The 13,318-nt window shown below is 65.2% G+C and carries 8 protein-coding genes and 1 riboswitch; of the genes, 5 read left to right on the top strand and 3 right to left on the bottom strand.

Features of this window, described 5'->3' with window-relative positions; all coding sequences use genetic code 11:
- Positions 1-53: 53 nt before the first annotated feature.
- The 3 genes from earP to AC07PT_RS01100 all read left to right on the top strand — a co-directional run bounded on the left by earP (position 54) and on the right by AC07PT_RS01100 (position 2,869).
- Positions 54-1,136: an elongation factor P maturation arginine rhamnosyltransferase EarP gene (gene earP, locus AC07PT_RS01110; protein ID WP_494655527.1), complete on the top strand. Its 1,083-nt coding sequence runs from the start codon at positions 54-56 to the stop codon at positions 1,134-1,136.
- Positions 1,137-1,308: 172 nt separating this feature from the next.
- Positions 1,309-1,863, top strand: a complete 555-nt coding sequence (gene efp, locus AC07PT_RS01105; protein WP_492345103.1) for an elongation factor P — start codon at positions 1,309-1,311, stop codon at positions 1,861-1,863.
- Positions 1,864-1,960: 97 nt separating this feature from the next.
- Complete coding sequence (locus AC07PT_RS01100; protein ID WP_494655526.1) at positions 1,961-2,869, top strand: NUDIX hydrolase; 909 nt, start codon at positions 1,961-1,963, stop codon at positions 2,867-2,869.
- 27 nt (positions 2,870-2,896) lie between these two features.
- Here the strand turns inward: AC07PT_RS01100 and AC07PT_RS01095 are convergent, their stop codons facing one another.
- From AC07PT_RS01095 to AC07PT_RS01085, 3 genes are all read right to left on the bottom strand, one after another.
- On the bottom strand, positions 2,897-3,391 hold the full coding sequence (locus AC07PT_RS01095; protein WP_494655525.1) for a GNAT family acetyltransferase: 495 nt from the start codon (positions 3,389-3,391) through the stop codon (positions 2,897-2,899).
- A gap of 24 nt (positions 3,392-3,415) precedes the next feature.
- On the bottom strand, positions 3,416-6,139 hold the full coding sequence (locus AC07PT_RS01090; protein WP_494655524.1) for a DUF349 domain-containing protein: 2,724 nt from the start codon (positions 6,137-6,139) through the stop codon (positions 3,416-3,418).
- 244 nt (positions 6,140-6,383) lie between these two features.
- Positions 6,384-10,163, bottom strand: a complete 3,780-nt coding sequence (locus AC07PT_RS01085) for a DUF748 domain-containing protein (protein ID WP_494655523.1) — start codon at positions 10,161-10,163, stop codon at positions 6,384-6,386.
- A gap of 689 nt (positions 10,164-10,852) precedes the next feature.
- Here AC07PT_RS01085 and AC07PT_RS01080 point away from each other — a divergent pair.
- On the top strand, positions 10,853-11,674 hold the full coding sequence (locus AC07PT_RS01080) for a transglycosylase SLT domain-containing protein (RefSeq protein WP_494655522.1): 822 nt from the start codon (positions 10,853-10,855) through the stop codon (positions 11,672-11,674).
- A gap of 67 nt (positions 11,675-11,741) precedes the next feature.
- Positions 11,742-11,872, top strand: a riboswitch (ZMP/ZTP riboswitch).
- A 45-nt stretch (positions 11,873-11,917) separates the two neighbouring features.
- Complete coding sequence (glyA, locus tag AC07PT_RS01075; protein ID WP_492345097.1) at positions 11,918-13,162, top strand: serine hydroxymethyltransferase; 1,245 nt, start codon at positions 11,918-11,920, stop codon at positions 13,160-13,162.
- Positions 13,163-13,318 lie beyond the last annotated feature (156 nt).

Genomic DNA, 13,318 nt, shown 5'->3' with positions numbered 1-13,318 from the left:
ACAATGCGCCCCACCTTCACCTTGCGCGCAAGCCTGCCTTGCGTCCTCAACGCATGCTTTGGGACATTTTCTGCACCGTCATTGACAACCATGGCGACCTGGGCGTCTGCTGGCGCCTGTCGGCCGAACTGGCGCGCCGTGGCGAGCAGGTGCGATTGTGGGTCGACGATGGCAGCGCCCTGACCTGGATGGCGCCGCAAGGCCAGGCCGGGGTCACCGTGCTGCCCTGGTTCAAGCCCCTGCCCTCCAGCAGCCTCGCCGCACTCGAACCAGCCGATGTGCTGGTGGAGGCCTTTGGCTGCGAGATCGATGCGGGCCTGCTGGCCCAGCACCGGGACCAGCGACCTGAGCGGCCTCCGGTGTGGATCAACCTCGAATACCTGTCGGCCGAGGCCTGGGTGGAACGCTGTCATGCCCTGCCCTCTCCGGTGATGAATGGCCCCGCTGCGGGCTGGACCAAATGGTTCTTCTACCCCGGCTTCACCCCCGCCACCGGGGGGTTGATGCAAGGGCCCGGCGTGGCCGACGAAGCCACGCCCGAATGGCGGCGGGCCCAACGCCAACGCCTGGGCGCTCAAGCCCAGGATTGCCTGGCCTCGCTGTTCTGCTACGAGCCCCCAGCCCTGCCCGCACTGCTGGAGCGCTGGAGGACTGAAGGCCAAGGCGGACAGCCTGTGCACCTGCTGGTCATGCCGGGACGCCCTGCAGCAGCCGTGCGAGGCCTGCAAGCCCAGCCCCCCGCGCTCGCAAAAGAGACCGATCGGCTGCGCCTGGCTTGGCCCGAAGCTGTGCCCCAACCCGAATTCGACCTCTGCTTGCGGGCCTGCGACCTGAATTTTGTGCGCGGCGAAGACTCTCTGGTGCGCGCCTTGTGGGCCGGGCAGGCGCTGGTCTGGCACATCTACCCCCAAGACGATGAAGCCCACCGCGACAAGCTGGACGCCTTCCTCGACTGGCTGGATGCACCCCCCACGCTGCGGCAATTCCACCAGGTGTGGAATGGGCTGAGCAACGCAGCGCTGCCCCGGATCGAACTGCCCGAATGGCAAGCCTGCGTGCAGGCGGCTCGCGCCAAACTGCTGGTCCAAAGCGATCTGGTCACGCAGCTTCTTCGTTTTTGCACAGAAAAACGATAAAATCCGAGGTTTTGCGCAGCACGGGCGTTTCAGCTCAAAGCCTGCTGGTGCGCAGTTCCCCGGCCAGTGCCGCCTGGTCTTTGTTGGATCCACTGGAAACAGCAAAGAATGACAGCGGCGCGCCAGGAAACCCCGATTCAAGCCCAACAGGCCCGCAGGGCCCTACATTTTTATGAAAATTGCTCAAGAAATCCGCGCCGGCAACGTGATCATGCACGGCAAGGACCCGATGGTCGTGCTGAAGACCGAATACAGCCGCGGCGGCCGCAACTCGGCCACCGTGCGCATGAAGCTCAAGAGCCTGATCGCCAACTTCGGTACCGAAGTCGTGTTCAAGGCCGACGACAAGATGGACCAGATCATTCTGGACAAGAAGGATTGCACCTACTCGTACTTCGCCGACCCCATGTATGTCTGCATGGACAGCGAATACAACCAGTACGAAGTTGAAGCCGAAAACATGGGCGACGCCTTGAACTACCTCGAAGACGGCATGGCTGTTGAAGTGGTGTTCTACGAAGGCAAGGCCATCTCGGTCGAACTGCCCACCAGCATTGAACGCGAAATCACCTGGACCGAACCAGCGGTCAAGGGCGACACCTCCGGCAAGGTCTTGAAGCCCGCCAAGATCTCCACCGGCTTCGAGATCCCGGTGCCGCTGTTCGTCTCGCAAGGCGACCGCATCGAAATCGACACCCGCACCGGCGAATACCGCAAGCGCGTCTAAGCTGCTTCAGCCGCTGTTTGAAAAGCCACCCACGGGTGGCTTTTTTCATGGGCCATCGCGGAAAACCCGGACACCCAGGCGTCACACACAGCCGCTCATGACCGCGACAATGCCAGTCATGGTCATCGAAATCAATTCAGAAGCCGTGCTGGGCGCTCCCAGCCCCTCCTCCTCCGTGATCGTGCTGCGCGACGCTCCTGCGGGCCTGGAGCTGCTCTTGCTGCGGCGCCACAGCCGCTCCGCGGTCTTGGGCAATGCCCATGTCTTTCCAGGCGGAAAGCTGGATCCCGCCGATGAGCAAGCCCTCGCACTGGCCTGCGATCAGCCGATTGACACGCTGCCACATACCCTCAATGAACCTGAGCTGACCCCCAGCACCGCACTGGGCCTGTATGTGGCGGCCCTGCGGGAAACCTTTGAAGAATGCGATCTGCTGCTGGGTGAACCCGCCCAGGGCGAAGCACTGAAGCAGGGGCTGGACCGGCTCCATGCGGGCCAGCCCCTGCTGAGCCTGTTCGAAGCCATGGATTGGGTTTTACCCACTCGCGCCTTGCAGCCCTGGTCGCGCTGGATCACCCCCAAGGTACCCTCGGTGACAAACAAACGCTTTGACACCCGATTTTTTGTGACCAAGGCGCCCCCCGGCCAGGTTGCCGCCCATGACAACCACGAAGCCACCGAGGCGCTGTGGATCCGCCCCGCCGAGGCCTTGCAGCGCTACTGGAACCACGACATGGATCTGGCGCCGCCGCAGATCATGACCCTGAGTCAACTGGCGCGCTTTGAACAGGCCGACGAGGCGCTGGCCAGCGCCCGACAGCGAGCCCCCGCTCTGATCGAGCCCGAACCCTTTGACCAGGACGGGCTTCGAGTGATCTGCTACCCGGGGGACCCCCGGCACAGCCGGTCCGAGCCGCTGTGGCAAGGCCCGACCCGACTCACCTTCCGCAACAAGCGCTTTGAACCCGAAGGGGGCCTGGCAGCACTGCTGCCAGCCGCCGCCTGAGCCCGGTCAGGCAAGCCGGCTTCAACCTCAGGCGTCAGGGATCAGGCGCTTGCCCAGGCTGACCGACGCGTCAGCGCTGAAGCCCAGGCGCGCATAGAAATCAAGCACCGCGGTGTTCTCGGCACGCACCATCAGGTTGATCTTGGGACATCCACGGGCCAGCAGATCAGCCTCCACCCGCTGCATCAACAAACGGCCCAGGCCATGGTGCTGCCAGGCCGGATCAACCGCCAGGTAGTACACCCAGCCCCGGTGGCCGTCATAGCCCGCCATCACCGTGCCAATCAGCCGCTCGGTGTCACCCAACTGAGCGGCTGGCAGAACGGCCACCAGAAACAGCTCGGGCTGCTCTGCCAACTTGCGTGCGATGTCCTTGTGGGGATCGTTCCAGGGCCTGAGCAGACCACAGGCGCCCCACAAGGCCACGGCCGCCGGCTCATCAGCCGGATGAAACACCCGGATGCAGAGGCCGGCAGGCGGCGTCAACTCGGGCGGGACCACGGTCGAACCCGAGTCAGACATGATCGCCGTCCCAAGCCCGCGCCATCAGCGCAGCAAGGCCTTGAGAGCGTTCTGCAAGCGACGTGCCGTGGCCGGATCGCTGGGCGAGGCCAGCACCGTGGCCGCATCCTGGCCCCAGGTCTGTTGCGGCGACGGATCGTTGCGGCGGGTCAACAGCTGCAATTGCAGCGTGCGTCGCGCATTGATGTGCTCGGCCGGCGTCGGCACCTCAGCCGCCATCTCCAGGCGCAGCAAGGCAGTAGAGGCGTCGCCCTTGGGGGTGGCACCAAGCGCCTGGCTCCAGGCGCCACGCACGGCCGGGCTGACCCGCCCACCCAACTCCTGGGTGCCCGGCAGTTGCGCCGGATCGCGCTGCTCCCAGGCGCCCAGCAACTGGGTGAGGGCCTCGCCATGGGCCTGGGCGGCCAACTTGCGCAGCGCCAGTTGGGCGTGCTCCAGCGCCTCACGCTGGGCGCGGAATGCCGTATCACCCAGGCGCGGACCACGGTCTTCGCGGGGCGCACGGTCGCCGCGGTCACCGCGGTCAAAACGGGGACCGCCACGGCCATCATCACGCGGGCCACGGGCGCCATCACGCCCGGCCCCGCCATCGCGGCGCTCACCCGGACGGCCCGGACGGCCAGCCGGTGCGGGCTCAGCCTTCTTCATGCCAGGGCGGTCATCGCCTCGCACAGCCACCACCTTGCGCGGGGCCGGGGCGGGCTTCGGAGCCTCTTCGGCTGCAGCCTGGGCCGGCTCGGCAGCCCCTTCGGTGGCGTCAGTGGCCTCACCGGCCTCGGCAACAGGCGCCTCAGCAGCGGACGCCACCTCGGCACCCTCAGCTGCGACAGCGGCCGCCACGGCCTGCTGGGCCTGGGCCTGGCCACGCAAGGCAGCGTCCAGCGCCGCCATGGCAGCACGGATCTTCTGTGCGTCGCCACTGGCGTTGGCGGCTTCCAGCGCCTTGGCCGCGTCCAGCACCACCTTGTCACGTTCGCTCAAGGCCGCCGAGGCCTTTTCGCGTTCGGCGCTCTTGCGGTTGAAGGCTTCGTCGATCGGCTTGCGGAAGGTATCCCACAGCTTTTGTTCGTGCTTGCGATCCAGCGGCACGGCTTGGGCCTCGGCCTGCCAGCGCTGTTGCAGGGCCTTGACAGCGTCCACGCGCAGAGAGGCGGCAGCGCCCAGGGCCTTGGCCTCTTCGATCATGGCGTGGCGCACAGCCAGGCTGGCTTTCTGGGCCGCTTCCAGCGGGGCAGCGGCGGCCGAGATGGCCTCCTTCCAGAGGGGCTGGATTTCGGCAAAAGCCTTTTCACCCAGGTGCCCGGCATCGCGCCAGCGGTCACTGAACTGGTACAGCGCGCGGTTGATGGCTTTCCAGTCGGTGCTGGCAGCATGGGCCGATGCCCAGGCCTTGAGCTCTTCGATCAGCGCCAGTCGCTGGGCCTTGTGTTCGGCCGCATCGGTCTTGATCTTTTCGAGCCAGGCTTCGACCACCTTGTGGGCCTCGTTGCAGGCCTCGTCAAAACGCTTCCAAAGTGCGTGGTTCGGCGCACCACCCTGGTCGGTCTGCTTCCACTGATCGCGCAGGGCGCGCAGGGTTTCCTGCATCTTGCGACCCCCCAGGGTCTGGCCTTCAGGGCGGTTCAACAGGGCCTCGGCGCGGACCACCAGGGCTTCACGCACCTGGTCGGCGCTCCAGCGCTGCCAGCCTTCGAGTTCACCGGCCGCCACCAGTGCGGTGTGCACCTGGTGCTCAAGAGCAGCATCGATCAGCTTGCCATGGTCCTTGAGCACAGCACGAAGCGCGGAGGCCGCACCAGCGCTGCCCTTGCCATGACCTTCGGCGGTTTCCTTCTCGAGGCGTTCCAGGGCCTGGCGAACAATGTTCGAGGCCTTGTTGCGCAATTCGGGGGGCACGGCCGGACGGGCAGCACGGGGCGGCTTGGCTGCTGCAGCACTGGCGGCAGCGGCTTCGGAAGCTTCGGTGGGCAGCCCACGGGCCACACGCAGTTCATCGGCCCAGACGGGCACGGTGGGCAGAGGTGCCGCGGCATCTTCCGAGGCGGCCAGCGCCTGGGCAATGGCGACCTGGAAAGCCTCCCAAACCACCAGCAACTGAGCACGGGAAGCGTCCAGCATGGGCGGAAAGCGGGCATCAACGCTGGCCCAGGCGCCATCGCCGGTGAGGCCTTGTGCCTGGTCCTGCCAGGCCTGCACGTCGCCGCGCAAGCCTTCGAGCACCGCATGGGCATCGCGCCAGGGCTTGGTGGACAGCACTTCGATGCGTTGCGCCAGCAGCACGGCGGCCTCGCGCTGTACCTGAACGCGGTGCTGCAGGTCTTCGATCACCTTGACGCGATCGGCCAGTTGCACCTTGAGCACCGACAGCGGTTCGCGGCTGAGCGGGGCGCCAGCCTTGGCCGCATCGCGCTGCCAGGCCATGGCGTCTGCAATGTTCAGTCGCGATGCCGACAGCAGGGCCTGAGCCTTCTCGGCCCACTCGGCGGCGATCACTTCCTGACCCTTGGCGCGCTTGAGCTCGTCCAGGCGCTCACGCACGGGACGGGCTGCGCCCTTGTCACGCACGCTGAGTTCCTTGAACACCTCCTGCAATTGGCTTTCGGCCGGATTGCCCGCCAGCCACTCGCGAATGCGCGAGGAGCGCTCACCCGAGGTGGGGGCAGAAAAGGCACCGCCCGTGAGCGCGTCCAGAGGGTGGACTTCTTGGGCTTTGGCCGGAGCCGGGTTCACTTCAGGAGCTTCGGACATTTTGTTGCGGGAAGAAAAACTGAACATTTTGTAGATCGGTAAACACGGCGCGCCGCCTGATCAGGCGGGCACGACGCCGTGACGCAGACATTTGCGGCACGGAATCAAAACGCTATTTTCGCCGGAATTGGACAAGCCCCTCCAAACCGGCCGGGTGAAAGATGTCAACAGTGTTGCTGAGGGGCGCCAAACCAGGCCCCGAGCCGCCGATCAAAAGGGCTGAAAGGCGGCCTGGCAGCCCCCTTCAGCGGGTGTCCAACAGCAGTTCAGCCGAGGGAGTCCAGGTGCCTTCGTTGCGCAAGGTCTTGGCCGCGCCGAGAAACAAGCGGCTCACCGGCACCGCGCGACCCAGCAAGTAGTCACGAACCACCACCCCCCGCTCCACCGCCAGGGCTTGCAACAGATCGTCCGTGACGGGCACGCTGGCCAGCAACAGCGACGCCATCTCGGAGGCCGGCAAATCCTTGGCCAAGCCCAGCAGATTGCGCGGTTTGGGCAAGTCGGCACGCTGGTACACGGCCTTGAGCAAAGCGGATTGCTCTGCCTCGGTGACCGCCTCGACCTCAGTCCCCTTGTGGCCCGCAAGCACCGCCTGTCGCCGCTTTTCGGCCAGCATCATCTGCGCCAATTGCTGATGGCGATAGCCCTCTCGCTCCTGTTGGACATTGACCTGCCCGACCACGGTGAGCTTGAGCGCCGGGCGGTCCAGCAAGGCCTGGGCGACCTTGTCCAGCCGTTGCCGGGCTTCTGGTGTCAGGCCCGAAGCGCCCGGGGCAAAGGCGATTTCGTTGCTCTCGGAGTGGCCGCCTCCAAACGCGTTGGCCAGCAGGCTGAACGGCGAGGTAAGCGCCTTGGCCACCAGGTTCAACAGAAGGCGCCCCACGATGGGTGCCAGGCGGAAATCCGGATCGTTGAGCGAGCCACTGATGGGCAGATTGATGTCGATCACCCCATCCCGATCGGCCAGCAAGGCCACGGCCAGCTTCACCGGCAGCGAGGCTGGAGCCCCTTCGACTTGCTCGCCGAAGCTGAGCTGATTCAGGATGATGTTGTTGCTTGCATTGAGGTGCCCGTCCGGATCAACCTTGTAGGCCACGTTCACGCTGAGTTTGCCGCGCTCGATGCCATGGCCTGCGTACTTGATGGTGTAGGGCGATAGCGGTGGCAGGTCCAGCTCGCGCACCTTGCCCTGGATGTCCAGCGCCAGGGGGGTGGCCAACGGATTGAGCTTGCCCGAGACCTCGAGCGAGGCCGTGCCCTCGGCACGCCCGCGCAGTTCCAGATCGGCCAGGCCCGCCAGGCTGGCGTTCGCGGCCTCGGGCACCGACGAGAAGGCCCCCAGGCGCCCGGTCAACTCGCTGAGGCTGGCCGAGTAGTTGGGCCGCACAAAGCGATCGGAGAACAGGACGCGTCCATTGAGCAGGCTGATCGGCCCCATGCGGATCACGGGCTTGGTGGCGACGGCTTGAGCCGGTGCTTGCGGTGTCTGCGGCGGCTTGGCTGCAGCCGCCTCCTTGGCCAGGCCGGGCTCAGGTGTGCTGTTGCGCACCAGATTCTGCAAATTGATGCGCCCCTGGTCGTTGATCACCACTCGGGCATAGAAGTCGCTCAAAGCGGTTTCGGCAATCCCCAGCGTGAGCGGCAGGCCTGGCTGCAGAGCCAGGTCGATGCCCCGCAGGCTGAGGGCCTTCCAGCTCAGCAGCTCGTCGCTGGTGGGCGGACCGGCGTCGGTCCCCACCTGGGCCAACACACTGTTGGCCCGCACATCCTCCAACGCACCGTCGCCCTTGACCCGCACAGTGGCGCCGGCAGCGGCCACGGTCACCTCCAGCCCCCCCCGAAAGCTGGCGTCGGCCCGCGGCAACTCCAGGTTCAGCACATCGCCAAAATAAGGTTCAACCGCATGCAGAGGCAGTCGCGTCAACTCCAGTCGCCCCTGGGTGGAAAACGGCACCAACTTGACCCGGCCGCGGTAATCCAGGCGACCCGGCTCGGTGGCGCCCCCCCCATCACGCGCCGGCGCCCCCAGACGGGCCGCCAATTGAAGCTCCACCGGCTCAGTGCCCAGTCCGTTCGGGCCGCCACTCCATGGGCCAGCCAGCAACTGCAGACCCGCGGCATCCAACGCCACCCCTCCAGGCTTTCTGGTCACCACAGCCGTCGCATCGCGCCAGGCCAGGCTGCCTTCGCGCAAGGCCAACTGCCCCAGACGCCATTGCCAGGCGGGCGGTTGGACGGACGGCACATGCCCCTTGTCTGCGACAGCACCCGGTCTCAACTCTTTCGTCGAGGCGCCCGGACTCTGGGCCTTGAACCAAGACTCATACATCCAATGCCCCTGCGCATCGCGAGACACGGCCGTCCGAGGCCCGCTGAGGGACAGCAGCTCCGCACTGGCCGTGTGCTGCCCCAGATCGATACGGGCATCGCTGAGGCTCAGTTGATCCCACCCGGCCAACTCCTGTTCGCCCTGCCTCAAGCGCAGGGCATCCACCGTCAGGCTGCTCAGTTGAACCGCCAGATCGGGGGCGCGCCAGCCGACCCCACCCACCAGGCTGAGCCGCCCTTGCAGCGTCGGATTCAGGTAGGGCGTCAGGTAGGGTGCGGCCGCCGCCAGCGGCAAGCCCTCAACCCGCAAGGCCACGGACGCGGCCCGGTCAGTGCCCTGCCCTTCGAAGCGCAGGCGGGCGCCAGCCGGGCCTGGTACAGCGACGCCCGGTCGGCTTTTGCCACTCACCTTGTCGGCGCCCTGGTCCGCTCCCTCGGTGGGGCCTGCCAGCACCAGACTGCCTTGAAAACGGGCTGGTGCCTGCATGGGCCAATGCAAGGCCTCGACCTGCAGCCCCACATCAGAGGCCGACAGCACGGCCGCAGGCTGAACCCCCTCATCCCGCCAGCCCAGCCGGGCATGCTGCAGTTCAATGCGGTCCACCTGCACATGCCAGCCACGCTCTGCCGAACCAGCCTCGGCAGGTGCCCCAACCGCCTTGCCAGGCACTGCGGCAGAGGGCGCCGATGCCGCCGACCAGGCGAACTGCCCTGCTGCGTCTCGGCGCAGATCCAGAGTCGGGCCATCCCATCGCACCGCACGCACATGCACGGAACGCTGCAATGGCTGCAGTGCGGCCAGGTCCACCGACAGTGAGGGGAAGGCCAGCAAGGTGCCGCCCGAAGCATCGTTCACGCGCACATGCTGGGCACCCAGCGTGCCAGACAGCACCAGCTTTTGCTCAGGCACCTGCTCGAACACCAGCTTCAGATCGGCCTCGACCTGCCCCGACGCCAGGCGCACAGGCAAGGCCTTGGGCCAATAGGGCAGAAAAGGGGCCAGATCCAGCGGCGCCATCCGGGCCAGCACCTCTGCACGGCGGTTGTCTGCAAAGGGCGTGGCTTGAGCAGACCATTCAAATGCCGTCCCGTTCAGCTGAAATGCCAGGTGCGGCTGCACCAGCACCGAACGGCCCGAGTCGAAGTTGCTCAGAAAAGGCAGGCCCAACTGCAACGCCGTCAGATGGTGGTCCTGACCAGCCACGGTATCGCGAAAATCGATCGCACCATCCACCAGGCTCAGGTTCTGCAGCGCAAAGCGCAGCGGCGCTGCCGCCGGGTCCGATGGCTTGCTGGCCAGGGCGATCAAATCGTCGACGTCGTAGTGCCCGGGCTGGGTGTGAGTCAGCAGCAGATGGGGCCGCTCGATCACCAGGGCATCCAGTACCGGTGCCAGCCTCACCAGGGACTGAAGCTCAGCATCTATATAGAGACGCTCCACGGCCACTTGCTCGGCATCGCCGTCCAGCGTGCGGACCACCAGATCGCGCAGCGTGAGCTCCAGGCTCCAGGGGCGGAAATCCACCTCGCCCACGCTCACCTGACGCCCCAAAGCCTCGCTCGCTCGCGATGCGATCAAATGCCGCAGCAGCGGCGGCACCAGGGCCCAAGCCAAGACCCAGACCAACAGAATGCCTGCTGCACCCACCACACCCCGTCGCAGCCACGGGTTCTTGCTCAAAGACGCCAGATTCATGGGCAGCATTGTGCTGCGGCCGGGAGCGAAGCATTGCGTGAAATTTCACGAAAGCCTCTCTGGAGGCCCCAGCATCCGGAATAAGAAAGCCCGACAGACCGAACACTCGATCTGCCGGGCTTGACGGCTGGCTAAAGGGCCTTTTGCCGTCAGACATGCAAGCGGGAGAGAACAGTCCCGGCTTGCAGGGAAGGCAAGAGATTGCCTTCAGGGTTTGCCGGGTTCGCTTCGTCATCGCCACCCCGTCATACGCAGGGCGTGGACTGTCACTTGCCGACGGTCGCCTGAAACGCTCAGGCCTTTTCAGGATAGTTCGGACAAGAGCCGATTCAAGAAGCGATTTCCAATCAGAAGATGAACTTCGATTGAGTTTTTTAACGACTGTATGAACGTCCAGATCCGGACCTCTATACCCCATTTTTAATACCATTTTAAATATAACAAATCGATTCAATACTGTTGACTTGTTATTTGCAATGCTTCTAGAATCCGCCCGTCCCCAAAAACAAGGGACAACCCGAACCCGCTGCCGACCCCGGCTAAGTCAGTTCACCCCTTTGCAACCCCCTTGGGTGCCCCGGTGAACTTGATGGCGTACCAATCCAAACGAGGGTTGGTTTCACGGCACACACCGCTGCTTGCGCAGCCCGTGCCGCTGTGAACCACCCCACGCGTAGAAAGGAAGAGCTATGACAGCGTTAGGTCAAATCGCCCGAGGCTTGCGAACTTTCGCATCTGATATCGCCGAAGGTTTTTTTGAGATCACACACAACGGTTTTGCCCTGCTGGGCTTGGCTGTTGCCTTTGCTGTGATCACCCTGACTGCCCGCCCTGACCTGCGTCAGGCTGGCGAAGAAGAATTGATGGGCTGGTTGCAGTCCCGTCAGGAAGCCCTCACCGGGCTTCAAAACGAACGCGACGCCCGTGAACGTGCGACCGCCACCGACCCACGGGCCCTGCCCAAGTCGCAGGCGGCCGTGGCTTATTGGCTGAGCCGCAAGTACCGTGTGGCCCCCGAGCCCGTGAGCGCCCTCGTGGCTGAAGCCTGGGATGTGGGCAAGCGCAACAGCCTGGACCCGACGCTGATCCTCGCCATCATGGCGATCGAGTCAAGCTTCAATCCGTTCGCTCAGAGCGCCGTCGGAGCCCAGGGCCTGATGCAGGTGATGACCCAGGTGCACAGCGACAAGTACCAGGGTTTTGGCGGCCATCTGGCGGCCTTCGACCCCGTGGCCAACCTTCGCGTTGGCGTCAAGGTCCTGCAGGACTGCATCGCCAAGGCGGGCTCCATCGAAGGTGGACTGCGCTTCTACGTGGGCGCGGCCAACGTCGAAGACGATGGTGGCTACACCGCCAAAGTGCTGGCTGAACACAGCCGCCTTCAACAAGTGGCTGCCGGCCGCAACGTGCCCATCCTGCCCCCCGTGGTGGTGCCAGTGCCTCCGGCGCCCGCCCGAGCCGCAGCGGCCCCAGCCAACAGCGAAAAGGTGGCTCTGCTGAGCCAATCCTGAAAGCCCTCTGAAGTGAGCACGGTCACTGGGGGCTGGCATGCAGGCCTTGGGCCGCATCAGTTACACTAGCCGGGTACGCGACTGGCGATAGGCGCAGGCTCCTGCTGGGGCCCTGCCGCTGACGTGGGGTTACCACTGGGAAGCGTGCCGCTCCAGGGCCTTGGCCCGAGCGATCAGCCGTTCGCCTGGGCAGCCCTTGTTCTTCTCTTCCGAGCAACAGGGACCACGTCTTTAAGGACTGCCATGTACAACCGCAACATCCTCGTCGAGCAAACCGATCCCGAAATCTTTGCTGCCATCCAGGCTGAGAACGCTCGCCAAGAGCACCACATCGAGCTGATCGCCAGCGAAAACTACGCCTCACCCGCCGTCATGTGGGCGCAGGGCTCCCAACTCACCAACAAGTACGCCGAAGGCTACCCCGGCCGCCGCTATTACGGTGGCTGCGAGCACGTGGACGTGGCCGAACAACTGGCGATCGACCGCGTGAAGCAGATCTTCGGCGCCGATGCCGCCAACGTGCAGCCCCACTGCGGCGCGTCGGCCAACGAAGCGGTCTTTCTGGCTTTCCTGAAGCCCGGCGACACCATCATGGGCATGAGCCTGGCCGAAGGCGGCCACCTGACCCATGGCATGCCGCTGAACATGTCTGGCAAGTGGTTCAACGTGGTCTCTTATGGCCTGGACGCCAATGAAGCCATCGACTACGACGCCATGGAGCGCAAGGCCCATGAGCACAAGCCCAAACTGATCGTGGCAGGGGCCTCTGCCTACAGCCTGCACATCGATTTCGCCCGTTTCGCCAAGGTGGCCAAGGACGTCGGCGCCATCTTCATGGTCGACATGGCCCACTACGCCGGCCTGATCGCCGCAGGCGTCTACCCCAACCCGGTACCGCACGCTGACGTGGTCACCTCCACCACCCACAAGAGCCTGCGTGGCCCGCGTGGCGGCATCATCCTGATGAAGGCCGAGCATGAAAAAGCCATCAACAGCGCCATCTTCCCCGGTCTGCAAGGCGGCCCGCTGATGCACGTGATCGCTGCCAAGGCCGTGGCTTTCAAGGAAGCGCTGCAACCTGAATTCAAGGCCTATCAGCAACAGGTGATCACCAACGCCCGCGTTGTGGCTGAAACCCTGACCCAGCGTGGTCTGCGCATCGTCAGCGGCGGCACCCAAAGCCACGTGATGCTGGTCGACCTGCGCGCCAAGGGCATCACTGGCAAGGAAGCCGAGGCCGTGCTGGGCGCCGCCCACATGACCATCAACAAGAACGCGATCCCGAACGACCCGGAAAAGCCGATGGTCACCAGCGGTATCCGTGTCGGTACCCCCGCCATGACCACCCGCGGCTTCAAGGACGAAGAAGCCCGCATCACCGCCAACCTGGTGGCCGATGTGCTGGACAACCCGCGCGACGAAGCCAACATCGCCGCGGTGCGCGCCAAGGTCAATGCCTTGACCGCCCGCTTCCCTGTGTACAAGTGACCCCCACGCTCCTCACTGCGTGTGTCGCTGCCCCCCAAGGGGGCTGGCCTTGCTTGGGGCGGCCCGGCGCGGCGGCTCTGACCCCCACGCTCCTCACTGCGTGTGTCGCTGCCCCCCAAGGGGGCTGGCCTTGCTTGGGGCGGCCCGGCGCGGCGA

This window comes from Curvibacter sp. GW821-FHT09D12 (assembly GCF_059416245.1).
This window is presented reverse-complemented; position numbering and strand designations above follow the sequence as displayed.